23 protein-coding genes are annotated in these 26,080 nt (G+C 62.6%); 12 read left to right on the plus strand and 11 right to left on the minus strand.

Annotated elements, in window-relative coordinates; translation table 11 throughout:
• Position 1 precedes the first annotated feature (1 nt).
• Together FS665_RS00480 and mfd are read right to left on the minus strand one after the other, a co-directional pair.
• Positions 2–574: a peptidoglycan binding protein CsiV gene (locus tag FS665_RS00480; protein WP_145181709.1), complete on the minus strand. Its 573-nt coding sequence runs from the start codon at positions 572–574 to the stop codon at positions 2–4.
• A gap of 9 nt (positions 575–583) precedes the next feature.
• A complete protein-coding gene (gene mfd / locus FS665_RS00485) occupies positions 584–4,033 on the minus strand; it encodes a transcription-repair coupling factor (protein ID WP_145181712.1) in 3,450 nt (1,149 codons plus the stop codon).
• A gap of 168 nt (positions 4,034–4,201) precedes the next feature.
• Here mfd and FS665_RS00490 point away from each other — a divergent pair, with 168 nt between their 5' ends.
• The 3 genes from FS665_RS00490 to sthA all read left to right on the plus strand — a co-directional run bounded on the left by FS665_RS00490 (position 4,202) and on the right by sthA (position 8,341).
• Positions 4,202–5,665, plus strand: coding sequence for a glyceraldehyde-3-phosphate dehydrogenase (locus FS665_RS00490; RefSeq protein ID WP_145181715.1), 1,464 nt, complete (start codon positions 4,202–4,204; stop codon positions 5,663–5,665).
• An 81-nt stretch (positions 5,666–5,746) separates the two neighbouring features.
• Positions 5,747–6,745: an FAD:protein FMN transferase gene (locus FS665_RS00495; RefSeq protein WP_145181718.1), complete on the plus strand. Its 999-nt coding sequence runs from the start codon at positions 5,747–5,749 to the stop codon at positions 6,743–6,745.
• A gap of 201 nt (positions 6,746–6,946) precedes the next feature.
• The gene (gene sthA, locus FS665_RS00500; RefSeq protein WP_145181721.1) at positions 6,947–8,341 is read left to right on the plus strand and encodes a Si-specific NAD(P)(+) transhydrogenase; all 1,395 of its coding nucleotides are present in this window, start codon (positions 6,947–6,949) and stop codon (positions 8,339–8,341) included.
• Positions 8,342–8,389: 48 nt separating this feature from the next.
• Here the strand turns inward: sthA and FS665_RS00505 are convergent, their stop codons facing one another.
• Together FS665_RS00505 and FS665_RS00510 are read right to left on the minus strand one after the other, a co-directional pair.
• Positions 8,390–9,106, minus strand: coding sequence for a glycerophosphodiester phosphodiesterase (locus FS665_RS00505; protein WP_145181724.1), 717 nt, complete (start codon positions 9,104–9,106; stop codon positions 8,390–8,392).
• Between the two features lie 29 nt (positions 9,107–9,135).
• Positions 9,136–9,720 (minus strand): PilZ domain-containing protein, encoded by a 585-nt coding sequence (locus tag FS665_RS00510; RefSeq protein WP_145181727.1) that lies wholly within the window; start codon positions 9,718–9,720, stop codon positions 9,136–9,138.
• 93 nt (positions 9,721–9,813) lie between these two features.
• On the opposite strand from FS665_RS00510, the gene FS665_RS00515 reads away from it, so the two are divergent.
• Genes FS665_RS00515 through FS665_RS00525 form a run of 3 tightly spaced genes read left to right on the plus strand, consistent with a single transcriptional unit; the run spans position 9,814 to position 13,056 of the window.
• Positions 9,814–11,064 (plus strand): lipoprotein-releasing ABC transporter permease subunit, encoded by a 1,251-nt coding sequence (locus FS665_RS00515; RefSeq protein WP_145181730.1) that lies wholly within the window; start codon positions 9,814–9,816, stop codon positions 11,062–11,064.
• A 7-nt stretch (positions 11,065–11,071) separates the two neighbouring features.
• Entirely contained in the window at positions 11,072–11,755 is a 684-nt protein-coding gene (lolD, locus tag FS665_RS00520) for a lipoprotein-releasing ABC transporter ATP-binding protein LolD (protein WP_178108267.1), read from the plus strand.
• Positions 11,756–11,814: 59 nt separating this feature from the next.
• Positions 11,815–13,056: a lipoprotein-releasing ABC transporter permease subunit gene (locus FS665_RS00525; protein ID WP_145181736.1), complete on the plus strand. Its 1,242-nt coding sequence runs from the start codon at positions 11,815–11,817 to the stop codon at positions 13,054–13,056.
• Positions 13,057–13,093: 37 nt separating this feature from the next.
• Here the strand turns inward: FS665_RS00525 and FS665_RS00530 are convergent, their stop codons facing one another.
• Together FS665_RS00530 and FS665_RS00535 are read right to left on the minus strand one after the other, a co-directional pair.
• The gene (locus FS665_RS00530; protein WP_145181739.1) at positions 13,094–14,437 is read right to left on the minus strand and encodes a heavy metal sensor histidine kinase; all 1,344 of its coding nucleotides are present in this window, start codon (positions 14,435–14,437) and stop codon (positions 13,094–13,096) included.
• Positions 14,434–15,114, minus strand: coding sequence for a heavy metal response regulator transcription factor (locus FS665_RS00535; protein ID WP_145181742.1), 681 nt, complete (start codon positions 15,112–15,114; stop codon positions 14,434–14,436). The genes FS665_RS00530 and FS665_RS00535 overlap by 4 nt, the downstream gene beginning before the upstream one ends.
• 198 nt (positions 15,115–15,312) lie before the next feature.
• Between FS665_RS00535 and FS665_RS00540 the strand changes: the two genes are divergently transcribed.
• Positions 15,313–15,801, plus strand: a complete 489-nt coding sequence (locus tag FS665_RS00540; RefSeq protein WP_145181745.1) for a plastocyanin/azurin family copper-binding protein — start codon at positions 15,313–15,315, stop codon at positions 15,799–15,801.
• A gap of 68 nt (positions 15,802–15,869) precedes the next feature.
• Positions 15,870–16,700: an NADPH-dependent 7-cyano-7-deazaguanine reductase QueF gene (gene queF / locus FS665_RS00545; RefSeq protein WP_145181748.1), complete on the plus strand. Its 831-nt coding sequence runs from the start codon at positions 15,870–15,872 to the stop codon at positions 16,698–16,700.
• A gap of 30 nt (positions 16,701–16,730) precedes the next feature.
• On the opposite strand, the gene FS665_RS00550 is transcribed toward queF, so the two are convergent.
• Together FS665_RS00550 and FS665_RS00555 are read right to left on the minus strand one after the other, a co-directional pair.
• Entirely contained in the window at positions 16,731–16,994 is a 264-nt protein-coding gene (locus tag FS665_RS00550; RefSeq protein WP_145181751.1) for a DUF4404 family protein, read from the minus strand.
• A gap of 125 nt (positions 16,995–17,119) precedes the next feature.
• Entirely contained in the window at positions 17,120–17,683 is a 564-nt protein-coding gene (locus FS665_RS00555; RefSeq protein WP_145181754.1) for a phosphonoacetaldehyde phosphonohydrolase-related protein, read from the minus strand.
• A 188-nt stretch (positions 17,684–17,871) separates the two neighbouring features.
• Between FS665_RS00555 and FS665_RS00560 the strand changes: the two genes are divergently transcribed.
• The 3 genes from FS665_RS00560 to rssC all read left to right on the plus strand — a co-directional run bounded on the left by FS665_RS00560 (position 17,872) and on the right by rssC (position 20,630).
• Entirely contained in the window at positions 17,872–18,579 is a 708-nt protein-coding gene (locus FS665_RS00560) for a VacJ family lipoprotein (protein WP_145181757.1), read from the plus strand.
• Positions 18,580–18,969: 390 nt separating this feature from the next.
• Complete coding sequence (rssB, locus tag FS665_RS00565) at positions 18,970–20,151, plus strand: two-component system response regulator RssB (protein WP_145183314.1); 1,182 nt, start codon at positions 18,970–18,972, stop codon at positions 20,149–20,151.
• A complete protein-coding gene (gene rssC, locus FS665_RS00570) occupies positions 20,148–20,630 on the plus strand; it encodes an anti-sigma factor antagonist RssC (RefSeq protein WP_145181759.1) in 483 nt (160 codons plus the stop codon). Before rssB ends, rssC begins: the two co-directional genes overlap by 4 nt.
• A gap of 55 nt (positions 20,631–20,685) precedes the next feature.
• Here rssC and FS665_RS00575 read toward each other — a convergent pair whose 3' ends face one another.
• From FS665_RS00575 to dusA, 3 genes are all read right to left on the minus strand, one after another.
• The gene (locus FS665_RS00575; RefSeq protein WP_145181762.1) at positions 20,686–22,527 is read right to left on the minus strand and encodes an alkaline phosphatase D family protein; all 1,842 of its coding nucleotides are present in this window, start codon (positions 22,525–22,527) and stop codon (positions 20,686–20,688) included.
• Between the two features lie 91 nt (positions 22,528–22,618).
• Positions 22,619–23,545 carry a transaldolase gene (tal, locus tag FS665_RS00580; protein WP_145181765.1) on the minus strand — a complete coding sequence of 309 codons (927 nt, stop codon included), beginning with the start codon at positions 23,543–23,545 and terminating at the stop codon, positions 22,619–22,621.
• Between the two features lie 184 nt (positions 23,546–23,729).
• Entirely contained in the window at positions 23,730–24,740 is a 1,011-nt protein-coding gene (dusA, locus tag FS665_RS00585; protein WP_145181769.1) for a tRNA dihydrouridine(20/20a) synthase DusA, read from the minus strand.
• 102 nt (positions 24,741–24,842) lie between these two features.
• Here dusA and FS665_RS00590 point away from each other — a divergent pair, with 102 nt between their 5' ends.
• Positions 24,843–25,964: a site-specific integrase gene (locus FS665_RS00590; protein ID WP_145183318.1), complete on the plus strand. Its 1,122-nt coding sequence runs from the start codon at positions 24,843–24,845 to the stop codon at positions 25,962–25,964.
• The last annotated feature ends 116 nt before the right edge of the window (positions 25,965–26,080 follow it).

The following is a 26,080-nucleotide window of genomic DNA, read 5'->3' on the forward strand; positions in this document are numbered from 1 at the left end:
TTCACTGCTCCATCAGCTCCGGGTCCAGCGCTGGCATCTTGGGCATGCCAGGCGGCGTGACCTTGACCAGCAAACCCAGATGGCCGCCGTCGAGGAAGGTGAGCTGGGCGCCTTTCATGGTGCTGTTGCTTTGCTTGAACTGCTCGCTTTGCAGGACGCTGCCGTTGCCATCGAGCTGATTGACCCAGAAAGTGGCAGCCACGGTGATGAAGCGGCCTTGGGTAATGCTCAGGTTGCCTTCGATCGGGAAATGCCCGAACTGCTCTTCACCGGCGCCCAGGGCAATGCGGCTTGGCTCACTGCCGACCTGCTGCTGCCAGGCTTTGTGCAGCAACACGGTGTAGTCGGCGGTAGCCGCCAGACGGGTCGCTTCGTCCTGCAGCGCCAGCGGACGCTCTGCAGCCTGGTCCAAGCGCGGAGCGCCTGCGCGCCAGTCTTCCGGCGCGAACGGGCTGGTGAAGGCAGGCACGTTGTTCTGCCTCACCAGTAGCATTTCTACCTGATAGAGGCCTTCGGCGAAGGCTGCTGGCGCGAACAGCGCAGTCAGCAGGGTCAGGCAACGAATGGCACGCATGAATCTTCCTTACGCAGGCTTTGGGGTCAGGCGCTCGAACAGCGCCTCCAGGATGTTGAAGCGTTCTTCTGGGCGTTCCATCGGCACCATGAAGCGGAATTGGGTCGCGCCTTCGAACTTGTAGCGCTTTGGCTGGCCCTGGATCAGCTTGATCAGGGTCAGCGGGTCGACCGGGGTCTCGGCCTCGAACTCGAGCTTGCCACCATTGGGCCCGGCGTCGACTTTCTTGATGCCGAGTTTCTCTGCCTGCAACTTGAGCAAGGTCAGGCGCATCAGGTTCTTGGTCGGCTCGGGCAGCAGGCCGAAGCGGTCGATCATCTCGACCTGCAAGTCCTTGAGGCCGTCTTCGTCGGCCGCCGAGGCGATGCGCTTGTACAGAATCAGCCGCGCATGCACATCCGGCAGGTAGTCCTCGGGTATCAGCGCCGGCAAGCGCAGGTTGATTTCAGGGCCACCGCCCAGGGGCTGTTCGAGGTTGGGTTGGGTGCCCTTGCGAATGGCCTTGACCGCCCGTTCGAGCATTTCCATGTACAAGGTGAAGCCGACCGCCTGGATCTGTCCGCTCTGACCTTCGCCGAGCAGTTCGCCGGCGCCGCGGATTTCCAGGTCGTTGGTAGCCAGCACGAAACCTGCGCCGAGGTCTTGGGTATTGGCGATCGCTTCCAGGCGTTTTTCGGCGTCGGCGCTGATTTTCTGCCGCTGCGGCGTCAGCAGGTAGGCATAGGCCTGGTGATGGCTGCGACCGACCCGACCGCGCAGCTGGTGCAGTTGCGCCAGGCCGAACTTGTCGGCACGCTCGATGACGATGGTGTTGGCGCTGGGCACGTCGATGCCGGTCTCGATAATGGTCGAGGCGATCAGCACGTTGAAGCGCTTGTGGTAGAAGTCGCTCATCACCTGTTCGAGTTCGCGCTCGCGCATCTGCCCATGGCCGATGCCGATGCGCGCTTCGGGAACCAGCTCGGTGAGTTCGGCTGCGCACTTCTCGATGGTTTTCACATCGTTGTGCAAGTAATACACCTGGCCGCCGCGCAGCAGTTCACGCAGCAAGGCCTCCTTGACCGTGCTCTTGTTCTGCTCCATGACGAAGGTGCGCACCGACAGGCGCCGGGCCGGCGGGGTGGCGATGATCGACAGGTCGCGCATCCCGGCCACCGCCATGTTGAGCGTGCGGGGGATGGGCGTGGCGGTCAGGGTGAGGATATCCACCTCGCTGCGCAGCGCCTTGAGCTGTTCTTTCTGGCGCACGCCGAAACGGTGTTCTTCGTCGATGATCGCCAGGCCCAGGTCCTTGAAGCGCACATCGTCCTGCAGCAGCTTGTGGGTGCCGATGAGGATGTCGATCTTGCCCTCGGCCAGGTCCGCTGCGGCCGCAGCGACTTCCTTGGCCGATTTGAAGCGGCTCATCACCTCGACCTTGACCGGCCATTCGGCGAAGCGGTCACGGAAACTGTTGTAGTGCTGCTGGGCGAGCAGGGTGGTCGGCACCAGCACCGCCACCTGGCGGCCACTGTGCACGGCGATGAACGCGGCGCGCATGGCGACTTCGGTCTTGCCGAAGCCGACGTCGCCGCACACCAGGCGGTCCATGGGCTTGGCCGCCAGCATGTCGGCTCGCACCGCCTCGATTGCCGCTTGCTGGTCGGGGGTTTCTTCGAACGGGAAACCTGCGCTGAAGGTGGCGTAATCGGCGGCCGGGTCGGCAAATGCATAGCCCTTGCGCGCAGCGCGCCGGGCATAGATGTCGAGCAGTTCGGCCGCTACGTCGCGCACCTGTTCAGCGGCCTTGCGCTTGGCTTTCTGCCAGGCTTCGGAGCCCAGGCGGTGCAGCGGTGCCAGGGCATCGTCGCTGCCGGTGTAGCGGGCGATCAGGTGCAGGTTGGCCACTGGCACATACAGCTTGGCGCCCTCGGCGTACTCCAGGGTCAGAAATTCCGCAGCCTGACCGTCGATTTCCAGCGTGGCCAGGCCCAGGTAGCGGCCGACGCCGTGGTCGATGTGCACCACCGGCGCGCCCTCGCGCAGCTCGGTGAGGTTCTTGATTACCGCGTCATTAGCCGCCTCGCCACGCTTTTCGCGGCGCCGGCGCTGCATCACGCGCTGGCCGAACAGTGGGCTCTCGGCAACCAGGGCGATGGCCGGATCATCCAGCAACAGGCCCTCGTCGAGCGGGGCGATGGTGATCGCCAGGCGCTGGCTGCCGGTGATGAAGTCAACCCAGCTGTCGACCGCCTGTGGGCGCAGCTTGAGGCGCTCGAGCAACTCCAGCAGCACTTCGCGCCGGCCCGCCGATTCGGCAGTGAACAGCACGCGGCCGCTGAACTGGTCGAGGAATCCGGCCAGGGCCGCCAACGGTTGGTTGGCCTTGGCCTCAATGGCCAGATCAGGCAGGGCGCGGGCCGGGAAACGCTCACGGCCGGCGCCTGCGTCGACATCGTCGGCGCTGACCACCACCCGCGGCCAGCGCTTGAGCTGGGCGAAACAGTCTTCGACCGGCAGGAACAGCTCGGCCGGGGGCAGTAACGGCCGCGTCAGGTCGCCGCGGCGTTCTTCATAGCGCCCGCGCACGTCATTCCAGAAGTGCTCGGCCGCCTGCTCGACGCCCGGCAGGGAAAAGACCTGTGTGTCGCTGGGCAAATAGTCGAACAGCGTGGACGTTTCTTCGAAGAACAGCGGCAGGTAGTACTCGATGCCGGCCGGGATGATGCCGCTGGCCAAATCCTGGAAGATTGCGCTGCGGCGAAAATCCACATCGAAGCGTTCGCGAAAGCGGGCCTTGAAGCGCGTGACCTGCTCCTTCTGCATGGGGAATTCCCGGGCCGGCAGCAGGCGGATCGAGTCGACCTTGTCGATGGAGCGCTGGGTCTCCGGGTCGAAGGTGCGCAGGGTTTCGATCTCGTCATCGAACAGGTCGATGCGGTAGGGCAGTTTGCTGCCCATCGGGAACAGGTCGAGCAACGCCCCGCGCACGGCGAACTCACCGTGTTCGTAGACGGTATCTACGCAGCGGTAGCCGCTGGCTTCCAGGCGCGTGCGCATCTGTTCGACGTCGATGGTCTGGCCCACGTCCAGCACCAGGCTGCTGCCGAGCAGGAAGCGCGTCGGAGCCAGGCGGTGCAGGGCGGTGGTGATCGGCACCACGAGGATACCGTGGCTCAGCTCCGGCAGCTGGTAAAGGCTGGCGATACGCTGGGAGATGATGTCCTGGTGCGGCGAGAACAGGTCGTAGGGCAGGGTTTCCCAGTCGGGAAACGGCAGCACCGGCAACTCGGGCGCGAAAAAGCGCAGCTCTTGTTCCAGGCGATCGGCCGCCCGGCTGTCGGCGGTCAGCAGCAGGGTAAAGCGCCCGGCGCTGCTGGCGGCCTCGGCGATGGCGAGGCTGAGGGCGGCACCGGGCAGGTTGCCCCAGGTTTGTTTGCCGGCCGTAGCCGACATTTGCGGTAGGCGCAGAACTGACACGGGAGATTGCACTCCAAGCGTTGCGGCAAAGAGGTCGATTGTACCGGTGACGGTGCCTGCTGTCAGGCTCGACAGGCCTTCGACAGCGGGCTTTGTCATCGACGACAGGCGCTCATTGCCGGTTAAGCGTTGGGGCGTCATAATGTAGCCCCTTTTTTCTGTCCCTACATGTGGAAGGTTCCCGTGACTCAGAAGCCCGACCAGTGTCTTGGTGAGTGGATCGATCGTGAAGCGTTGGCTGAAGCGATGATCCCGCTTATCGGTCAGCTCTACCGCAACAACAACGTGGTGAGCTCGATTTATGGCCGCAGCCTGATCAACCGTTCGGTTATCTCGATCCTCAAGGCCCACCGCTTTGCGCGTCACCGTCAGACCGACGAGACCGAGCTGTCCGTGCACGAGACATTCCCGCTGCTCAAAGCCATGAGCGAGCTGAAACTGGGCGCAGCATCGGTCGACCTGGGCAAGCTGGCCAACAAGTTCAAGCAAGAAGGCAACGGCCGCAGCGCCGAGCAGTTCGTGCGTGAAGAGCTGGCCGACGTGGTGGGCCAGCAGAACGCTGCCGCACGCAAAGGCACCGACGTGGTGCTGTACGGTTTCGGCCGTATTGGCCGCCTGCTGGCGCGCATCCTGATCGAGAAAACCGGTGGCGGTGACGGCCTGCGCCTGCGCGCCATCGTCGTGCGCAAGGGCGCCGAGAACGACCTGGTCAAGCGTGCCAGCCTGCTGCGCCGCGACTCGGTGCATGGCCCGTTCGATGGCACCATCACCATCGATGAAGCCAACAACACCCTGACCGCCAACGGCAACCTGATCCAGATCATCTATGCCAAGAGCCCGAGCGAAGTCGACTACACCCAGTACGGCATCGACAACGCGCTGATCGTCGACAACACCGGTGTATGGCGTGATGCCGACGGCCTGGGCCAGCACCTGGCCTGCCCGGGCGCTGCCCGCGTGATCCTCACCGCACCGGGCAAAGGCGCGCTGAAGAACATCGTGCACGGCATCAACCACGGCGATATCACCGCCGATGACAAGATCATCTCGGCCGCCTCGTGCACCACCAACGCCATCGTGCCGGTGCTCAAGGCCATCAACGACCAGTACGGCATCGTCAATGGTCACGTCGAGACCGTTCACTCGTTCACCAACGACCAGAACCTGATCGACAACTTCCACAAGGGCAGCCGTCGCGGCCGCGCCGCGCCGTTGAACATGGTCATCACCGAAACCGGCGCAGCCACCGCCGCCGCCAAGGCACTGCCGGTGCTCAAGGGCAAGCTGACCGGCAACGCCATTCGCGTGCCGACGCCGAACGTTTCGATGGCCATTCTCAACCTGAACCTCGAGAAGCCGACCAGCCGCGACGAGATCAACGAGTACCTGCGCCAGACCGCCATGCACTCGGAACTGCACAAGCAGATCGACTACGTCAGCTCCCAGGAAGTGGTATCGACCGACTTCGTCGGCTCGCGCCATGCCGGTGTGGTGGATGCCGAGGCGACCATCGCCAACGACAACCGCGTCGTGCTGTACGTCTGGTACGACAACGAGTTCGGTTACAGCTGCCAGGTGGTGCGTGTGATGGAAGACATGGCCGGTGTGAACCCGCCAGCGTTTCCACGCTGATCCGCTTGTAAACGCTTGAAACAACGGGAACCTTCGGGTTCCCGTTTTTTTTGCCCGCCTGTTCGAACCGAGAAATCCTGATTGCGCACCGCCGTCCTGTTCATCCTGATGCTGCTCAGCGCCTGCAGTGAAGGCCCCAGCGTGGAACGCCTGGGCGGCCCGACCATGGGCAGCAGCTATAGCATCCAATACGTGCGCGAGGCCGGTGGGCCTGCGCCTGCGCAAGTGCAGGCGGCTGTCGAAGCCATCTTGCATGACATCGATCAGCACTACTCCACCTACCGCGCCGACTCCACCGTCAGCCAGTTCAACCGACTGCCGGCCCACCGCTGCATGATCCTGCCAAAGGATATGCGTGAACTGGTCAGTTTCGGCCTGCACCTGGCGCAGCTCAGCGACGGCGCCTATGACCTGACCGTGGAGCCGCTGCTGAGGCTCTGGGGCTTCGGCCCGCAAGCTCGGCACGAACAGATCCCCGGTGCCAGGGCACTGGCCCGCGCCCAGCAGCGGGTCGGCTACCAGCACCTGCGGCTGGAAGGTCAGGCGTTGTGCAAGGATGCCCCGGTGCAGCTCGATTTCAACAGCATCGCCGCCGGCCACGCGGTGGACCTGCTCGCCGCGCGCCTGCAGGCCATGGGCGTGACCAGTTTCGTCGCCGAGGCGACCGGTGAACTCAAGGCCGTTGGCCGCAAGCCTGACGGCAGCCCTTGGCGCATCGCCCTGCAATTGCCAGGGCCGGACCGGCAGATGGCTCGCCGGCTGTACCCCGTCCAAGGGCTCAGCGTGTCGAGCTCGGGTGACTACCGGCACTATTTCGAGGACAATGGCCAGCGCTATTCGCACGCCTTCGATGCGCGCCTGGGGCGCCCGGTCGACCATGATCTGGCCGCGGTCACCGTGCTCGATGCCTCGGCCATGCAGGCCGATGGCTATTCGACGTTGCTGCTGATTCTTGGTCCGCAGCGCGCGTGGGCCTTTGCCGTGAAACATGAACTGCCGGCAATGTTCGTGACTCGGGCCGAGGGTGGCTTCGTCTCCCGAGCGACCCCGGCCTTCGAGCGTGCGCTGAAAGGCGATTGAAAGCGTTGCCAGGGATGATGCCGCCACGGACCGGTGTGTGACATGTAGTGCAGGCAAAATTGGCCTACGACGCGACCAAGGGGTAATGTGCGCGGCGTTCACGCTTGATTAGACTGCACCCGAATTTTCTCATGGCGCTCCGGCGGCATGATCGAGTCCCGTGGGTAACCGTAACCCCGGGCCAGTTCTGAAGGAGTACGCATGGCTGTCTACAACTACGACGTAGTGGTGCTGGGTTCCGGCCCGGCCGGTGAGGGTGCGGCGATGAACGCCGCCAAAGCGGGGCGCAAGGTGGCGATGGTCGACAGCCGCCGCCAGGTCGGCGGCAACTGCACCCATTTGGGCACCATCCCGTCCAAGGCACTGCGTCACTCGGTGCGGCAGATCATGCAGTTCAACACCAACCCGATGTTCCGCGCCATCGGCGAGCCGCGCTGGTTCTCGTTCCCGGACGTGCTCAAGAGCGCCGAAAAAGTCATCGCCAAGCAGGTCGCGTCGCGCACCGGCTACTACGCCCGTAACCGCGTCGATCTGTTCTTCGGCACTGGCAGCTTCGCCGACGAGCAAACCATCGAAGTGGTCTGCCCCAATGGCGTGGTGGAAAAGCTCAACGCCAAGCACATCATCATCGCCACCGGTTCGCGCCCGTACCGCCCGGCGGACATCGACTTCCATCACCCGCGCGTCTACGACAGCGACACCATCCTCAGCCTCAGCCATACCCCGCGCAAGCTGATCGTCTACGGCGCTGGGGTGATCGGCTGCGAGTACGCGTCGATCTTCAGCGGCCTTGGCGTGCTGGTGGAGCTGGTCGATAACCGCGGGCAGCTGTTGAGCTTCCTCGACTCGGAAATTTCCCAGGCCCTGAGCTATCACTTCAGCAACAACAACATCACGGTCCGCCACAATGAGGACTACGAGCGCGTCGAAGGACTGGACAACGGTGTGATCCTGCACCTGAAGTCGGGCAAGAAGATCAAGGCCGACGCCTTGCTGTGGTGCAACGGCCGCACTGGCAATACCGACAAGCTGGGCCTGGAAAACATCGGCATCAAGGTCAATAGCCGTGGCCAGATCGAGGTCGACGAGGCTTATCGCACGTCGGTGCCGAACATCTACGGTGCCGGCGACGTGATTGGCTGGCCGAGCCTGGCCAGTGCCGCCCACGACCAGGGCCGCTCGGCAGCCGGCAGCATCGTCGACAACGGCAGCTGGCGTTTCGTCAACGACGTGCCGACCGGGATCTACACCATTCCGGAAATCAGCTCGATCGGTAAGAACGAACAGGAACTGACCCAGGCCAAGGTGCCCTATGAAGTGGGCAAGGCGTTCTTCAAGAGCATGGCGCGGGCGCAGATCGCTGGCGAGCCGCAGGGCATGCTGAAGATCCTGTTCCACCGCGAAACCCTCGAGGTGCTCGGCGTGCACTGCTTCGGCTACCAGGCTTCGGAAATCGTCCATATCGGCCAGGCCGTGATGAACCAGCCGGGCGAACAGAACAACCTGAAATACTTCGTCAACACCACCTTCAACTACCCGACCATGGCCGAAGCCTATCGGGTAGCTGCCTACGACGGCCTGAACCGGCTTTTTTGAGCGGCTCCGGCCGGTGGCCTGAGCCGGTCGGGGAGACCGATTTCAGCCCTACCCGAGGGTGGTCTTGGCCAAACCGGGAAAGTCTGTAATCAGGCTATCCACGCCAAAATCAGCGAGCCTGCGCATCAGCGCCGGCTCGTTGACCGTCCACACCGATACGTGCAGCCCTTGTCCCTGGGCCTTGAGCAGGCGCTCAGGGGTGCACAGCGTCCAGTTCAGCGCCAGCATCTGGCAGCCGTAGTTCTGCGCCACCTTCAGCGGGTCGAGCCAGGCGTATTCGGCCACCAGGCCGCGTTGCACATCCGGCACCAGTTCCTGGGCGGCGCCCAGCACCTCGCGCGAGCTTGAGGTAATGGTGACTTTGTCCAGCAGGCCGAACTGCTGGGCCAGCTCGCGAATAGCCAGCACCGTGGTCGCGGCGCGGGTACGCGAAGCGCTCTTGACCTCCAGTTGCCAATGCTCGAAAGCGCATTTTTCGAACAGCTCCTCCAGCGTCGGGATCGGGCAGGGCTGCACATGGCCTGGGCCGCCTTTGCGCGCGTCGATGCGCACCAGCTCGGCAGCGGGGTGCTCGACCACCTTGCCGCGTCGGCCGGTGGTGCGCTTGAGCGTGGGGTCGTGGATCACCATCAGCTGGTTGTCGGCCGACAGGTGCAGGTCGAGTTCGCAGCGGTTAACGCCGTGCGCCAGGCACTGCTGGAAACTCTTGAGGGTATTTTCAGGGGCTTCGCCTTTGGCGCCGCGGTGGCCGTAGATCAGGGTCACGTTCGTTCCTTCAAATCAGGGGGATGAGCCTAGGCGGCGGGGCCGTCTTGTTCCAGTTGCTGGCGGCGCTGCTGCTGTTGACGTTGCAGGATATAGCGGGCCAGCAGTTGCCGTTGGGCATCGGTCATGTCGATGAATTCGGTGCCGACCTCGAAGGTGCCGTCCGGGCGCGGGTCGCAGTGGGTGATCCGGCCGCGCAGCAGCAGGCCGTGGGCGCGCGGCATCAACACCATCTTCACTTTCACCCGGCTGCCCGGGGCGACCGCCTGCGCCTGGGCGAATTCGATGCCACCCTCGGAAATGACCACCCGCTGCGGCTGGCCGATTTCCCCCAGCAGGGTCTGCGCGACCACCGCGCTCAGCAGGTCGAGGCGTTTGTTCTGCGCGCGCAGAAACGCCGCGAGGGTGCGGTCCTTGTCGCTCAACTGGCGCAGCAAATGTTGGGACTCGAAGTCCGAGAGGTGCAGTTCGCTGAGCAGGTTGAACAGTGGCGAATCATCCTGCAACAGTTCTGCCTCAAGGGCTTCGGCCGCGCTGAGGGGGCTGATTTCCAGTGCGATCCGATCTTCGATGCGGTAGTATTCGCGGCGATCTTCTTCGTCTAATGTCGTCATGGCGAACCCATGGTTGCGGCGGTGGTCCGAGTGTAAAGCCGCTGTAGGCGCCTCGCCACCAGGACGTTCCCTTTCCTCCGAACAAGCCCCGACATGTTCAGACCTCTCTTCGCATTCATCGGTACGCGTTACACCCGTGCCAAGCGCCGCAATCACTTTGTCTCGTTCATTTCCCTGACCTCGATGATCGGCCTCGCCCTGGGCGTGGTGGTGATGATCGTGGTGCTCTCGGTGATGAACGGTTTCGACCACGAGATGCGGACCCGCGTGTTGGGCATGATCCCGCATGCCACGCTGGAAAGCGGCCAGCCGATCAACGATTGGCCCGCCCTCGCTGAACAAGTAAAGCAGAATCCACAGGTGCTGGCGGTCGCGCCCTACACCCAGATGCAAGGCTTGCTGACCCATGATGGCAAGGTGCAGAAGGTGTTGCTCAATGGCATCGATCCAGCGCGCGAGCGCCAGGTGTCGATCATCGACAACTTCATTCAGCAGGGCAGCCTCGATCAGCTGGCGCCGGGCGAGTGGGGCATCATGATCGGCGACAAGGCCGCCGCCAAGCTGGGGGTCGCCGTCGGCGACAAGCTCACCTTCGTCGCCCCCGAGGTCAGCGTGACCCCGGCCGGCATGTTTCCGCGCATGAAGCGCTTCACCGTGGTCGGCACCTTCCACGTCGGTGCCGGCGAGATCGACGGCTACCTGGGCCTGACCAACCTCACCGACCTGTCGCGCCTGCACCGCTGGAAACCCGACCAGGTACAGGGCCTGCGCCTGAAGTTCGAGGACCTGTTCCAGGCACCGCGGGTGGCCTGGAACATCGCCCAGCAGCTGGGTGAAGATCAGTACTTCAGCCGCGACTGGACGCGTAGCCACGGCAACCTGTACCAGGCGATCCGCATGGAGAAGGCCATGATCGGCCTGCTGTTGCTGCTGATCGTCGCGGTGGCAGCCTTCAACATCATTTCCACCTTGGTGATGGTGGTCAACGACAAGCGTGGCGACATCGCCATCCTGCGCACCCTCGGCGCCACGCCTGGGCAGATCATGCTGATCTTCATGGTCCAGGGCACGGTGATCGGGGTGATCGGCACCTTGATCGGCGCTGTGGTCGGGATCATCGCCGCGTTGAACGTGAGCGCGGTGATCGCCGGCATCGAGAAACTGATCGGCCACAAGTTCCTCAATGCCGACGTGTACTTCATCGATTACCTGCCTTCGCAGATCCAGGCCCAGGATGTGTACATGGTCTGCGGTGCGGCGTTGGTCCTGAGTTTCTTCGCCACCCTGTATCCGGCCTGGCGTGCGGCACGCACCCAGCCAGCAGAGGCGCTACGTTATGAGTGAGTCGCGCATGAGTGATAAAGCCGTTCTGAGTTGCCGTAACCTCGGCAAGTCCTATGACGAGGGCCCGGAGTCGGTACAAGTGCTGTCCGGCCTCAACCTGGAGCTGCATCCAGGTGAGCGCGTGGCCATCGTTGGCAGTTCCGGCTCGGGCAAGAGTACCTTGCTGAACCTGTTGGGCGGCCTCGACCGGCCGAGCCAGGGCAGTGTGTGGCTGGCCGGCGAAGAGCTGTCGGCCCTTGGCGAGCGGGCCCGTGGCCTGCTGCGCAACCGCGAGCTGGGCTTCGTCTATCAGTTCCATCACCTGCTGCCTGAGTTCACTGCCATGGAGAACGTGTGCATGCCGCTGCTGATCGGCCGCACCGCCATTCCCGAAGCGCGCGAGCGCGCCGACGCCTTGCTCAAGCGGGTTGGGCTCGGCCATCGCCTGCATCACAAACCTGCCGAGCTGTCCGGTGGCGAGCGTCAGCGCGTGGCGATTGCCCGTGCCCTGGTCAACCGTCCTGGGCTGGTGATGCTCGACGAGCCGACCGGCAACCTGGACCATCACACCGCCCAGGGTATTCAGGAACTGATGCAAGAGTTGTCCAGTTCCTCGCGCACGGCGTTCCTGGTGGTGACCCATGACCTTAACCTGGCGCGTCAGATGGACCGAGTGCTGAAGCTCGACGACGGCCACCTGGTGGCTATCTAAGCGCTTGCACGGGGTGGCTGCGCCGCCCCGTTTCCCCGTTTTCATTGGGTGTTTCCTACATGTTCAGACCCTTGCCCATCTTCATCGGCGCGCGCTACACCCGGGCCAAGCGCCGCAATCACTTCATCTCATTCATCTCGATGACGTCGATGATCGGCCTGTCGCTGGGCGTGCTGGCGATGATCGTGGTGCTGTCGGTGATGAACGGCTTCCAGCGCGAGATGAGCTCGCGCATCCTGGGCCTGGTACCGCATGCCGCCATCCTTGGCGTGCAGCCGCTGGACGACTGGCACAAGGTGGCCGATGCAGCCCTGCAAAACCCAGCGGTAATGGCGGCGGCGCCGATCACGGAAATGGAAGGCATGCTGTCGTACAAAGGCGCCATGCAGCCCATTCAGGTCAGTGGCATCGACCCGGCCGAAGAAGACAAGGTCTCGATCGTCGGCCAGCACATCGTGCAAGGTCGCCTGCAGGACTTGCAGCCGGGCGAGTACGGGGTGGTGATCGGGGAACTGACTGCCCGGCGTTTTCGCCTGAACAGCGGCGACAAACTGACCCTCATCGTGCCGGAAATCAGCAAGGAGCCAGGCGGCATCACCCCGCGCATGCAGCGCCTGACCGTGGTCGGCATCTTCAAGGTAGGCGCCGAGCTCGACGGCTCGCAAGCCTACATGCACCTGGCCGATGCTGGCGAGATGCAGCGCTGGGCCCCGGGCCAGGTGCAAGGTGTGCGCCTGAAGTTGCATGACCTGTACGCTGCGCCGCAGGTGTCCAAGGCCATCGCCGCGCACCTGGGCGATGGCTACCGCGCTGATGACTGGTCGCACACCCAAGGCAGCCTGTTCAGCGCGATGAAGATGGAAAAGACCATGATCGGCCTGTTGTTGCTGATGATCATCGCGGTGGCGGCGTTCAACATCATCGCCACCCTGGTGATGGTGGTGAACGACAAGGGGCCGGACATCGCCATCTTGCGTACGCTAGGGGCGACGCCTGCGCAGATCATGGGCACGTTCATGGTCCAGGGCAGCTTGATCGGCGTGGTCGGCACGCTGATCGGCGGCGTATTGGGCGTTATCGCCGCGCTCAACGTCAGCCAGATCGTCGGCTGGCTGGAGCGGATCAGCGGCCAGCACATCTTCACTTCCGATGTGTACTTCATCAGCAGCCTGCCATCGGAGCTGCAGGGTGGTGATGTGCTGATGATTTGCGCCGCAGGCTTGCTGATGAGCTTCCTGGCGACCCTATACCCGGCGTACCGGGCGTCCCAAGTGCAGCCTGCCATTGGGCTGGCGGTCTGAAACGGCGGCGAGCTGGGCTGCCCCGCAGCCCATTTCATCAGAGGCTGGGAAGGTCGATCTCGAAGCGCGTCCAGCCGTCTTCGCAGCTTGCCCGGATGCTGCCGCCATGCGCCTGCACGATCGACTGGGTAATCGCCAGGCCCAGCCCTGCATGTTCCTGACTGCCCTCGCGGCGCGCAGGGTCTGCGCGGTAAAACCGGTCGAACAGGCGCGCCAATGCGGCGGGGTCGATCGCCGTGCCGGTGTTGGCCACACACAGCTGCATGCCAGGCGACAGCGTCACGACAATTGACCCACCTGGGGGTGTAAAGCGCAGCGCGTTGTCGAGCAGATTGGACAGGGCTCGGCGCAGCATCTGCCGGTCGCCGTGCACAGCGGCGGTGCCCTCGCGTCGCAACATCACCCCGCAGTCTTCTGCTGCCGGCGCGTAGTATTCCAGCAGCGCATCGACTTCTTCGTGCATGGCCAACTGGGTTCGCCCGGGCACCAGCAGGCCGTGGTCGGCCTTCGCCAGGAACAGCATGTCATTGATCATCTGCGCCATGGCCTGCAGCTCTTCAAGGTTGCCATGCAGCGCCTCACGGTAGTGCTCCAGGGTACGCGGGCGGGTCAGCGTGACCTGGGTATGGGTCAGCAGGTTGGAAAGCGGCGTACGCAGCTCATGGGCGATATCGGCAGAAAAAGCCGAAAGGCGCTGAAACGCATCGTCCAGCCGTTGCAGCATGGCATTCAGGCTGCCGGCCAGCGCCGCGAGTTCTTGCGGCATCTGCGCCACCGGCAGCCGAGTGGTCAGGGAGCGGGCCGACACACTGGCGGTCACCTTGCCCATCTGGCGCAACGGGCGCAGGCCACGGCGCGCCGCCCAGGCGCCGAGCAGGGCAGTGGCCAAGGCGGCAAGCCCGACCGTCAGCCAGATCAGCCGCTGCATGCCTTGCAGAAAATGCTGGTGATGGGTGATATCGAGAAACACGGTCAGCTGCGCAGCGCCTGGCTCGTGCGCTTTGACGCTGAGGCTGCGGTAGTCGACGCCGTTGGCGGTCACGGTGCTCAAGCCAAGGGTCGCGGGCGGTGTGGGCAAGGCATCACGGCTGCTGAACCAAAGCGCGCCATCGGGTCCGTCGATGCGCAGGGCGAGGTCCGCCTGGTGACTGAGCTCGGTGCGCAGGGCAGGCAATCGATCAGTCAGTGCCTGGCGACTGCCTACTCCGTCGATCTGGCTGCGCAGCACCGACACACGCGAGGTCAGCAGTTGCCGGTCCAGTTCGATGAAATGCTCTGCGCTGGCATGACTGAACAGCAAGCCGGCGCTCAGCGAGACGCCGGCGGTGCAGGCGGCGAACAGCAGCGCCAGGCGCGTGGTGAGTGACAACCGGGGCATCAGTCGTGGCGCTCTTCGAGCACGTAGCCCATGCCGCGCACAGTGTGGATCAACTTCTTGGGGTGGGGGTCGTCGATCTTCAGGCGCAGGCGGCGCACGGCGACTTCGATCACATTGGTGTCGCTGTCGAAGTTCATGTCCCAGACTTGCGATGCGATCAGCGACTTGGGCAGCACCTCGCCCTGACGGCGCAGCAGCAACTCGAGCAGGGCGAACTCCTTGGCCGTGAGGTCAATGCGTGAACCGCCCCGTTCGGCACGCCGGCGCAGCAGGTCCAGGCGTAGATCGGCAAGGGCCAGCAGGGTGTCCTGGCCTGGCCCGGCACCGCGGCGCAACAAGCTGCGCACGCGGGCCAGCAACTCAGAGAAGGCGAAAGGTTTGACCAGGTAATCGTCCGCACCGAGCTCCAGGCCGTGGACGCGGTCCTCGACCGCATCGCGGGCGGTGAGAAACAGCACCGGCGTGCCTAATCCGGCCTGGCGCACGGCTTGCAGAATCTGCCAGCCATCCCGACCGGGCAGCATCACGTCGAGGATCAACAGGTCGTGATCGCCGCTCAGCGCCAGGTGCTGGCCGGTGGCGCCGTCGTGCGCCAGTTCGGTGGTAAAGCCCGCTTCACTCAGGCCCTGACTCAGGTACTGGCCGGTGCGCAGTTGGTCTTCGACGATCAGCAGTTTCATGCTCGATTCACAGCCTTGCAGGTGACGTCTAGCCCGGTGGGCGCCGGTGGCCCAGCTGGCCACAGGGATTTGACGGCAATGATACGTGACGGGCCTGGCTTCAGGCCTTGGCTTACAAAGTTGTAATCTTGCCGTCAGGTCCGCGCCAGTCGCAGCAGTTTAACGTGCTGCCAATCACTCGGGTTCGTTGGAGAAATCATGAAACGCTTGTTCATTGCTGCCGCACTGGCCCTGATCAGTTTGCCGGGTGCTGCGCAGGAGGGTGACAGCTTCGCTTTCGGCGAGCCGGCTCCGGCCCGTGCCGCCACGCGTACGGTCGAGGTGCTGCTCAAGGATATCGCCTTCGAGCCCAGGCACTTGCAGGTCAAGGCAGGGGAAACCGTGCGTTTCGTGGTTATCAATCAGGGCCAGCTGCCCCATGAATTCAACCTGGGTGACAAGGCCATGCACGCCGAGCACCAGAAGCAGATGCTCGCCATGCAGGGCGAGCGCTCCACCGCGGCCACCGACCTTGCCCACAGTCATCATGGCGAGCACGGCCATGCCGGGGGCAACACGGTGCTGGTGCAGCCCGGTCAGCGTGCCGAGCTGACCTGGACGTTCCGCAAGTCGGCGCCGATCGAATTCGCCTGCAACGTTCCTGGCCATTATCAAGCGGGTATGGTCGGGTCATTGACCATCGAGTAGGCGGGCCTGCAAGGCGGGATGCAAAACCGGTAGACTAGGAGCAATTTCGAACCTTCAGGTCAGTTTCCATGCACCCCGCCGCCGAACATTCCCCGCTGGGCAAGTCCAGCGAATACATCGCTACCTACACCCCTTCATTGCTGTTCCCCATTCCACGTACCGCCAAGTGGGCCGAGCTGGGCGTCACTGCGCAGACATTGCCTTGGCAGGGTGTGGATTACTGGAACTGCTTTGAATTGTCATGGTTGTTGCCGTCGGGTAAGCCGGTGGTTGCCATTGGTGAGTTCGCCATCCCGGCCGATTCGCCCAACATCATCGAGTCCAAGTCGTTCAAGCTGTACCTGAACTCACTTAACCAGACCGTGTTCGCCTCGCTGGCCGAATTGCAGGCGTGCCTGGTCAAGGACCTGTCGGCAGCTGCGGGCAAGCCGGTTGGCGTACAGGTGCGCAGCCTGGATGACGTGCAGGCACAAGGTGTGGTGGCCTTGCCGGGTCAGTGCATTGACGGTCTGGATGTTGCCATCGACAACTACGCTCATCCGCAACCGGCGTTGCTCAGCTGTGACGCGCAGCGCGTGGTGGAGGAAACGGTGCACAGCAACCTGCTCAAGTCCAACTGCCCGGTGACCGGCCAGCCTGACTGGGGCAGTGTGGTGGTGCACTACAAGGGCCGGGCGCTGGACCATGCCAGCTTGCTGACCTACCTGATCAGCTTCCGCCAGCATGCCGATTTCCACGAGCAATGCGTCGAGCGCATCTATCTGGACTTGAAACAGCTACTGCAGCCCGAGCACCTGACGGTATACGCGCGCTATGTGCGCCGCGGCGGGCTGGACATCAACCCCTATCGCAGTACCGCTGCGATCAGCCCGGCGAACCTGCGCCTGGTTCGCCAGTAATCGGGCGCAGCCGCCAGGCGGGTGGGCAGCTCAGATGCCCATGCTGTGCAGCGAGTTGGCGATGCTGCGCAGGGTGGCGGTGAGGTCCGGGTGCTCGGCCTCGAAGCGCTCGATTGCCAGGTTGACGCCGTCGACCATGTTGTTGTCGGCCGTGGCTTCCTCGAGCTTCAGCTGCGCTTCGATCTCCCGGGCCTCCTCATGCAGTGCGGCCACTTCTTGATCAGAAAGCGGTACGTTGCGATCCAGTTGCTCGCGCAGGCTGTTCAGGCGTTCTTGCAATTCGCGGGCAGGCATTTGGCTGTACTCCATCAATGGCTTGGCAAAGGCATGGACCTCAGCGAAGCGGCAAAGGTTCTCACCTGTGTTCTAGGGTAATCCACTGACTGGCGCTTTGCCGGTGAGCTGCCCACTGGCATGTATCAGGGTTTTTCACCTTTGCTGCAGCGCAGCGCGATGTCGGCAAGGCAGGTATCGAGCTCGGCAAGGTGGTCGATCACCGAATGCACGCCGAGGTTGAACAGGGCCAAAGTCGCTTTGCCGCGGGCGATGTCGCGCTGTTGTACGGTCATGCCTTGCCACTGCAGCGCATTGGACTCGCCCACCGGCTCGCAGGCCGCCAGACCCACCGTCCACACGCCGGCATTGAGGCCTGCTTGCAGCAGCTTGGGCTCGCCGCTGACCAGCACGCAGCCTTCGAGCTGTTCGGCCTGCATGGCCATCAAGGCCTGCCAGCAGGGGTCGGGTGCGGGCCAGGGCGTGCCTTTGTGCGCGTACCCTGGCAGCCAGGCAGGCAAGACCTCGGCCAGATGTTTACCCTCGGCGTCGGGCAGTTGGTCCAGCCAGATGCAGGGAATCTGTGCGTCACGCAGGCTGGCGAGGGTTGCCAGCGCGCCAGGCGCAGGTCGCGGCTGCTGGTCGATGACCTGGAGCAGGCAATCGCGCAGGCCGAACAGAACAGAGCGGATGACAGGTGCAGCGAGCATGGGGACTTTCCTGAAATACGCTGCAGGCTAGTGACTGTGTGTTACCAAGGCATGACGGCAACGTCTGTTCACAATGTTTTGAGCAGCAAAATGTAAAGCTGTTTATCAGCGTGCAAGTCTCTATACTGCCGGCTGAGTGCGGCGCACCTGATGCGCTTGCGGCCGAGAATTTCGATGGAGAAACATCTATGCGTAGGATCGGTGCCGGTGTGATCGAGCGATTCACCCAGGCCTGTGTCTGCGCCAGCTTGCTGCTGGCGCCTGTGGCTGCCACCCAGGCCGCCACCGAGGAAGATCCCTGGGAAGCGGTCAACCGCCCGATCTTCCGCTTCAACGATACGATCGACACCTATGCCCTCAAGCCGTTGGCCCAGGGCTATGACGCCATTACCCCGCAATTTCTCGAAGATGGCATTCATAACGTTTTCCGCAACATCGGCGATGTCACCAACCTGGCCAACAACGTGCTGCAGCTCAAGCCGCATGCGGCTGGCGTGGACACGGCGCGGCTGATCGTCAACACCGTCTTCGGTATCGGCGGCTTCTTCGACGTGGGCACCCGCATGGGCCTGCAGCGCAGCGACGAAGACTTCGGCCAGACCCTGGGTTACTGGGGCGTGCCAAGCGGCCCGTACGTGGTCATTCCGCTGTTGGGGCCGAGCACCGTGCGTGATGGCCTGGCACGCTACCCTGACACCTACACCAAGCCTTATCGCTACATCGACCATGTGCCGACCCGTAACTCGATCTTTGCCCTGGATGTGGTCGACACCCGCGCCAGCTTGCTGCCAGCGGAGAAGCTGATCCAAGGCGACAAGTACATCTTCTTGCGCAATGCCTACCTGCAGAACCGCGAGTTCAAGGTCAAGGACGGCGAAGTCGAAGACGACTTCTAAGCGCTTGCGGTGCATTGACGGCGACCTTTGGGTCGCCGTTTTTGTTACAGGCTTATGCAAACGCAGTGGCGAACCAATGCGCGATGACGTGCGAAGCGCCGGGGTAGAGCCAACGACCCGCGCCATGTCCTAACCATTGGGCACTTCAAACAGTATTTTTATAACTCTCGGTGATTTGGTCGGCAAACTGCAGCGAACTCAGCCGACGTAAGCTTGAAACGCTTTGCGGATGGGAGTACCGTCTGCGCCTTACGCGGTAGATCCTTGGGTTGCCTGGGCTGGGTTATTGGCCTACAACTCAAGTTGAGCTTCACCACAGAGTATTCCAGCAGTTGGATGTCAGCCTTGCAGACGTTCCTGCACCAACCCAAATCGGCGCCGTTCGCCCACATGCAGAAAATCAGTGCAACGCTGCTGATCATCGATGATGACGACGTGGTCCGTGCGAGCCTCGCCGCCTATCTGGAAGACAGTGGCTTCAGTGTGCTCCAGGCCGGTAATGGCCAGCAGGGCCTTCAGGTCTTCGAACAACAGCAGCCCGACCTTGTCATCTGCGATCTGCGTATGCCGCAGATGGGCGGGCTCGAACTGATCCGTCAGATCAGTGAACGCGAGCCGCAATTGCCGGTGATCGTGGTGTCTGGCGCCGGGGTGATGAGCGACGCAGTCGAGGCCCTGCGCCTGGGCGCGGCAGATTACCTGATCAAGCCGCTGGAAGACCTGGCCGTGCTCGAACATTCGGTACGCCGGGCCCTCGATCGTTCGCACCTGGTGCAGGAAAACCAGCGCTACCGGGAAAAGCTCGAAACAGCCAACCGCGAGCTCGAGGCCAGCCTGCACCTGCTGCAGGAAGACCAGACCGCCGGGCGCCAGGTGCAGATGAACATGCTGCCGGAAAGCCCCTGGACGCTGGGTGAGTTCGCCTTCGAGCACCAGATCATTCCGTCGCTGTACCTGTCGGGCGATTTTGCCGACTACTTCCGTGTCGATGAGCGACGGATCGCCTTCTACCTGGCCGATGTGTCCGGGCATGGGGCATCCTCGGCGTTCGTCACCGTACTGCTGAAGTTCATGACCACGCGCTTGCTGTTCGAATTCAAGCGCAGCAAGCAGCGTGAGTTCAAACCCTCACAGGTGCTCAGTCACATCAACCGCGGGCTGATCAACTGCAAACTGGGTAAACATGTCACCATGGTCGGTGGCGTGATCGACGAGGAGACGGGCCTGTTGACCTATGCCGTCGGTGGGCACCTGCCGTTGCCGGTGCTGTACACCCCAGGCCAGGCCCGTTACCTGGAAGGCCGTGGCTTGCCGGTCGGATTGTTCGACGAGGCCACCTACCAGGACCTGGTGATCGAGCTGCCTGAGCAGTTCAGCCTGACCCTCATGTCCGACGGCATCCTGGACCTTTTGCCGGGCGACACGCTCAAAGATAAAGAAGCTGGCTTGCCGGACATCGTCAAGACAGCGGGTGGTAGCCTGGATGGGCTGCGGCAACGATTTGGATTGGCTACGCTTGGGGAGATGCCGGATGATATCGCCCTATTGGTGTTGAGCAGGAACCTTCAATGAGTACCGGTAGAATCCAGTTCGCCGAGCAGAGCGGTACCTTTGTACTGAAGTTTGTCGGTGAAGTGCGCCTGACGCTGTGTTCGGCATTGGATGCCACGATCGAGAAGATTTTCACTGCGCTGAACTTCTCGACGATCGTCATCGACCTGACCGAAACCGAGAGCATCGACAGCACCACCTTGGGCCTGCTGGCCAAGCTGTCGATCCTGTCGCGGCAGAAGGTCGGCCTGTTGCCCACCGTGGTGACCACCAACCCTGACATCTCGCGCTTGCTGCAGTCCATGGGCTTCGATCAGGTGTTCAATATCGTCGAGCACCCGGTGCCGTGCCCGGAATGCCTGAGCGATCTGCCGTCACAGGACCAGAACGAAGACGTGGTGCGCTCCAAGGTGCTCGAAGCGCACAAGATTCTCATGGGGCTCAATGATTCCAACCGCGAAGCCTTTCACGACCTGGTGAGTGCGCTGGAGCGCACCTGATAGCCGCGTTGTCGCGTTGGTCGGGACGCTGCCTGATCAGCGGCTGACCTCAAGGTCACGCATCGCGCTCGAACGCTGCGGCTTCGCTGCCATCTGCACTGAGCTGATAGACCTGCACCGGCCGGCCTTGTTCATCGAAAAACACCTGGCCCAACCCAGCCCCATTCCACAGCCGTTCTCCTGCCTTGCGACGGCTTGGAACGCGCGGTACGACCTCCATCTGCCGGCGTTTGGTGAACCAGTTCAACGGCGAGCGCGGCGCATACAGCCAGCGGTTGAGCCGGTCCAGCACATCCAGCAGGCGCCGCGGGAATTCATTCTTGATGCCGCTGCTGGTCACTTGCCACAGGTGCGGGCTGCGCTGGCGGTGACGGATCAGCACTTCGTAGACGAACGAGTAATGCACGTCGCCTGAAAGGATCACGTAGTGCCCTGGGGTGCGCGAGTGGCGGAAGATATTCAGGATCACCTGTGCGGCGCCCCGGTGCGCCATCCAGTTTTCGGCATCGACCAGCAACGGGTAGCCCAGCCAGCTGAATACCCGCTGTACCGTCTCGATCAATTTCACGCCAAAGATCGGCGCCGGCGACACGATGATTGCCGAGGGATGGTCCAGCAGCGCTTGCTGCAATTCGCTCAGCGCCTCCCAGTCCAGCAGCCCGGACGGCCGGGCCAGGTCGCTTTCACTGCGCCAGCGGCGGGTGCGGGTGTCGAGCACCAGCAGCGGCGGGGCGCTTGGCAGGGTGAATTGCCAGCCCTGGAACTGCAGCAAGCGCTCGATCATTTCGTCTTGCCGCGTCGTCGGCAGCTGGCACTGCGCGATCAACCCGCTGCACCCCTGTGGATCGTTGCCCCAGGCCTGGCACAACAGGTAGCCGAGCAACGCGTTGCCGATGATGCGTCGCGAGAAAGGATGGCCGTAGGCTGTCTCTTCCCACTGCGCCGAGAGGTTCCAGTCATCGGTGATGTCGTGATCGTCAAAAATCATCAGGCTGGGCAGATGCGCCATCACCCTCGCGACATCACCCAGGTTGGCAGCGAACGCCTCGATGCGCGGCAGCTCCTCGCCATAGCGCGCCCGGTGTTGATCGCTCAACCCTGCCGGCATGCTCAGGTCCACCAGGCGCCAGGGCACCGGCGACCACACCAACAGGTACATGGCCATGACTTCGGCCAAGGTCACCAAATGGTTGTCGGCATTACTGGACGAAAAGATCGGCTTGCGCTTGCCGCCAAAGAAACGTTCGCGCAGCGTTTCATTGCGCTTTTGCGCTGGCAGCAGGTCGGCGCGGTGATAATAGCTGGCCGGGTGCCGGTAGAGCGCCTGGCTGTCAGCGACCACCGCACCCTCCAGTGCCTCGTCGAACAGGCCCAGCCGTTCGATCAGCGTATGGATAGCCCGTAGCATCGGCCCGGCCACGTCATCGACATAGACCTGGTCGCCCGTCATCAACAACACGGCGGGGCGCTCCTGCGGCTGCGCGCAGGCCTGCAGCAAGCGGTCGGCACAGAGCAACCCGTCGGCCGCCGGGTGATGCGGCTTGCGGCACGAGCCGTGCAGCACGTGATCGAAACGCTCACGCAGCACCAGGTTTGGCCGTCGGTTGCCGGGGTAAAGCAGGTGTGGCGCCCAGTCTGCGATGCCCTTGCCGTCGATCAATACATCGAACTCGAGGAAAACATTGCACGGCAAGGGCTCGCTGAACTCAATCTGCAGCAAGTGGATGAAGGCATGCTTGCCAATCGGCACGACCTGGCAATCGACTTGGGCGGTGCCGTCGAACGCAAATTGCACGGGCAACGGTTGGCTACCGACCATCCACAGCGCCAGGCACTGAGGTTCGAGGCGGCGCAGCACGGGGCCGGCGAGCACAAGGGGCAATGGAGAGGAGGTCATCTGGCGTTAGTTCACAACGTTTGCAGCCGGCAAAAATAAACGGGCGGAAAATGCTGAACATTTTCCGCCCGTCTGGCAAACCACAGATGTATCAGCCTTTTTCGGCCATGACTTTTTCCAGCTTCTCCTGGTCGCGCGCGAACTGGCGGATGCCTTCGGCGAGCTTCTCGGTGGCCATGGCATCTTCGTTCATTGCCCAGCGGAACTGGCTTTCATTGAGAACGTGCTTGGGCTCGCCGGCATTACCAGGTTTGAGCACCTGCGGCAGTTCACCCTGGTCATTGCTCAGCTTGTCGAGCAGATCCGGGCTGATGGTCAGGCGGTCGCAGCCGGCCAACTGCTCAATCTGGCCAACATTGCGGAAGCTGGCGCCCATGACCACGGTGTCGTAGCCATTGGCTTTGTAGTAGTTGTAAATGCGCGTTACCGACTGCACGCCTGGATCGTCGGCGCCGACGTAATCCTGACCGGTGCTTTTCTTGTACCAGTCATAGATGCGGCCCACGAACGGCGAGATGAGGAATACGCCAGCATCGGCACAGGCCTGGGCCTGGGCGAAGGAGAACAACAGGGTGAGGTTGGTCTGGATGCCTTCTTTCTCCAGCTTTTCAGCGGCGCGGATGCCTTCCCAGGTCGAGGCCAGCTTGATCAGCACGCGGTCCTTCGACACGCCACCGGCTTCGTACAGATCGATCAGCTGGCGAGCTTTGGCGAGCAGCGCGGGTTCATCGAAGGACAGTCGCGCATCCACCTCGGTGGAGATGCGGCCGGGAATGACCTTGAGGATGCCCGACCCTACCGCCACGGAAAATTTATCGCAGGCCAGATCGACATTGCCCTTCGCCTCGCTCTTGACCTGCTTGAGCAGGTCGGCGTAACCGGCAATGTCGGCGGCTTTGAGCAGCAACGACGGGTTGGTGGTGGCATCGACCGGCTTGAGGCGGGTGATGGCATCCAGGTCCCCGGTGTCGGCGACCACGGTGGTGAACTGCTTGAGTTGTTCCAGCTTGGAGGTCATGGCGTGCTCTGTCCTGTGCATTTACTCGACATTACCCGAGGCCCGACGGCCGCTCAAGAGGGCGGTCAGGCGAGGGGTTCTGCCAATGGTGAGGATTCGAGTCAGCTGGGGTGCCGAGGTTCCATGAGCCGAGCAGACATTACCGGCGGGCACCCGCAAAGCCGGGCGCTGGGTACCGCTTGTTCTAGCGACCTTCCATCAACAGCGCCGCTTGATCGAACACTTTCAGCGGATCTGCCGCTTTGTGAATGTCGGCCGACAACAACTGACGGAACCGCCGCGCCCCTGGGAAGCCCTGGCCAAGCCCCAGGATGTGCCGGGTGATGTGATGCATCGCGCCGCCGTTCTCCATATGCGTGACGATGTAAGGCCGCAACTGCGCCAGCGCTTCGCTGCGCGAGACTACAGGCGCCAGGCTGCCGAACAGCTGCTGGTCGACCTCAGCCAGCAGGTAGGGATTGTGATACGCCTCACGCCCGAGCATCACGCCATCGAAGGTTTGCAGGTGCGTCTGGCACGCGTCCAGCGTCTTGATCCCGCCATTGAGCACGATCTCCAAATCCGGGAAGTCTGCTTTGAGCTGCGCGGCGATGTCGTAGCGCAGTGGCGGAATTTCACGGTTTTCCTTCGGCGACAGCCCCTCGAGGATCGCAATCCGTGCATGCACGGTGAAGCTGCGGCAGCCCGCGTCACGCACCTGGCCGACGAAATCACACAGCTCGGCATAGCTGTCGCGGCCGTTGATGCCAATTCGATGCTTGACCGTCACCGGCGTCGCCACCGCATCCAGCATGGCCTTCACGCAGTCCGCGACCAACCCCGGGTGGGCCATCAGGCAGGCACCGATCATGTTGTTCTGCACCCGATCGCTCGGGCAGCCGACGTTGAGGTTGACCTCGTCATACCCCGCCGCCTCGGCCAGCTTGGCGCAGGCGGCCAGGTCGGCCGGTACACTGCCGCCGAGCTGCAGGGCCAGCGGGTGCTCGGCGATGTCGTGGCGCAGGAAACGCTCGGCATCGTTGTGCAGCAGCGCGCCGGTGGTGACCATCTCGGTGTAGAGCAGGGTGTGCTTGGACAGCAGGCGCAGGAAGAACCGGCAGTGGCGGTCGGTCCAGTCCATCATCGGTGCAACGCTGAAGCGGCGTGACGGCTCAGAGCGCGTGGTTTGTGGCTTTGAGCCCGATTTTGCGGTCATTTCGTTCAACGTGTTTCGTACCAATTTTCAGGGGTTTTGGGGCGTTTTTACCAAGTGCTTGGTACAATGTACCAATCGACAGACGACGTGTACCAATCTCAGATGGCAACGATCAGAACGCGCAAAAAGGCCGATGGCAGCACTAGCTACCTCGTCCAGATCCGCATTAATCGCGATAAGGTGACAGTCTACCAAGAGAGCCAAACGTTCGCCCGCAAACAGGCTGCAGTGGCATGGGCGAAGCGACGGGAAAGCGAGTTGGCTGAACCCGGTGCTATCGAGCGTGCCACCCGGGTAGGGCAAACGGTCAAGCAGATGATCGACCGTTACTTGGTGGAGGCAGAGAAAGCTCGGCCTTTGGGTGAGACCAAGCGACGCACGCTGAACGCCATCAAGAACAGCTACCTAGGTGAGAAGGTCGACTCTGACATCAGCCAGCAGGTGCTGGTGGACTACGCCCTTTGGCGAATGAGTCCTGAAGGGGGAGGGATCAAGCCGCAGACGGCTGGAAATGATTTGGCGCACTTGGGGTCGGTATTGTCGTTGGCCAGGGCTGCCTGGGGCTATGAAATCAATCCGCAAGCGATGACTGATGCACGGCTTGTGCTTAAGAAGTTCGGCTATAACATGCGGAGCCGGGAACGGGATCGACGGCCGGTATTGGAAGAGTTAGATAAGGTGATGAACCATTTCTTCGGGATGCTGGAGCGGCGACCCAGCGTGATTCACATGCCCAAGGTCGTGGCGTTTGCGATCTATTCCACGCGCAGGATGGATGAGATTACGCGCATCCGTTGGGAGGATCTGGATGAGCATCAGCAGGCTGTGAAAGTGCGTGATATGAAAAATCCGGGCCAGAAGATTGGTAATGATGTCTGGTGTTATCTGCCTGATGAGGCCTGGATCATCGTACAGAGCATGCCGCGAGAGTGTGCTGAGATCTTTCCTTACAACACAGACTCAATTGGCACCGCCTGGTCCAAGGCATGCAAGATGACCGGCATCGACGATCTGCACTTCCATGACTTGCGACACGAAGGGGTGAGCCGGTTGTTTGAAATGGACTGGGACATACCGAGGGTCTCAAGCGTATCCGGTCACCGTGATTGGAACTCGCTGCGGCGGTATACCCATTTGCGTGGGCGAGGGGATCGGTACAAAGGCTGGAAGTGGCTGGATCAGATCATTCAGGCACCGGTTAAGCTCGGAGCCCGGGCTGAGTAGTCGGGTGGGTAACAATACTGCCTCTATCAACGCTTACTGGTGGTAGGAGTCCGCTTTGGTGCGTAATCTGCCGGTCAAGGATAACCGCTTTCGACCCAAAGTTGCCCTTGGCAGAG

The sequence above is a fragment of the Pseudomonas sp. URMO17WK12:I11 genome (genome assembly GCF_007677725.1).
GTDB lineage: Bacteria > Pseudomonadota > Gammaproteobacteria > Pseudomonadales > Pseudomonadaceae > Aquipseudomonas.

Bases quoted from the DNA above. Each gene is read 5' to 3' on its own strand.
- FS665_RS00480 (WP_145181709.1), bottom strand. From the start codon at position 574: ATGCGTGCCATTCGTTGCCTGACCCTGCTGACTGCGCTGTTCGCGCCA.
- FS665_RS00490 (WP_145181715.1), top strand. From the start codon at position 4,202: ATGTGGAAGGTTCCCGTGACTCAGAAGCCCGACCAGTGTCTTGGTGAG.
- sthA (WP_145181721.1), top strand. From the start codon at position 6,947: ATGGCTGTCTACAACTACGACGTAGTGGTGCTGGGTTCCGGCCCGGCC.
- FS665_RS00510 (WP_145181727.1), bottom strand. From the start codon at position 9,720: ATGACGACATTAGACGAAGAAGATCGCCGCGAATACTACCGCATCGAA.
- FS665_RS00515 (WP_145181730.1), top strand. From the start codon at position 9,814: ATGTTCAGACCTCTCTTCGCATTCATCGGTACGCGTTACACCCGTGCC.
- lolD (WP_178108267.1), top strand. From the start codon at position 11,072: ATGAGTGATAAAGCCGTTCTGAGTTGCCGTAACCTCGGCAAGTCCTAT.
- FS665_RS00525 (WP_145181736.1), top strand. From the start codon at position 11,815: ATGTTCAGACCCTTGCCCATCTTCATCGGCGCGCGCTACACCCGGGCC.
- FS665_RS00535 (WP_145181742.1), bottom strand. From the start codon at position 15,114: ATGAAACTGCTGATCGTCGAAGACCAACTGCGCACCGGCCAGTACCTG.
- FS665_RS00540 (WP_145181745.1), top strand. From the start codon at position 15,313: ATGAAACGCTTGTTCATTGCTGCCGCACTGGCCCTGATCAGTTTGCCG.
- queF (WP_145181748.1), top strand. From the start codon at position 15,870: ATGCACCCCGCCGCCGAACATTCCCCGCTGGGCAAGTCCAGCGAATAC.
- FS665_RS00550 (WP_145181751.1), bottom strand. From the start codon at position 16,994: ATGCCTGCCCGCGAATTGCAAGAACGCCTGAACAGCCTGCGCGAGCAA.
- FS665_RS00555 (WP_145181754.1), bottom strand. From the start codon at position 17,683: ATGCTCGCTGCACCTGTCATCCGCTCTGTTCTGTTCGGCCTGCGCGAT.
- FS665_RS00560 (WP_145181757.1), top strand. From the start codon at position 17,872: ATGCGTAGGATCGGTGCCGGTGTGATCGAGCGATTCACCCAGGCCTGT.
- rssB (WP_145183314.1), top strand. From the start codon at position 18,970: ATGCAGAAAATCAGTGCAACGCTGCTGATCATCGATGATGACGACGTG.
- rssC (WP_145181759.1), top strand. From the start codon at position 20,148: ATGAGTACCGGTAGAATCCAGTTCGCCGAGCAGAGCGGTACCTTTGTA.
- FS665_RS00575 (WP_145181762.1), bottom strand. From the start codon at position 22,527: ATGACCTCCTCTCCATTGCCCCTTGTGCTCGCCGGCCCCGTGCTGCGC.
- tal (WP_145181765.1), bottom strand. From the start codon at position 23,545: ATGACCTCCAAGCTGGAACAACTCAAGCAGTTCACCACCGTGGTCGCC.
- dusA (WP_145181769.1), bottom strand. From the start codon at position 24,740: ATGACCGCAAAATCGGGCTCAAAGCCACAAACCACGCGCTCTGAGCCG.
- FS665_RS00590 (WP_145183318.1), top strand. From the start codon at position 24,843: ATGGCAACGATCAGAACGCGCAAAAAGGCCGATGGCAGCACTAGCTAC.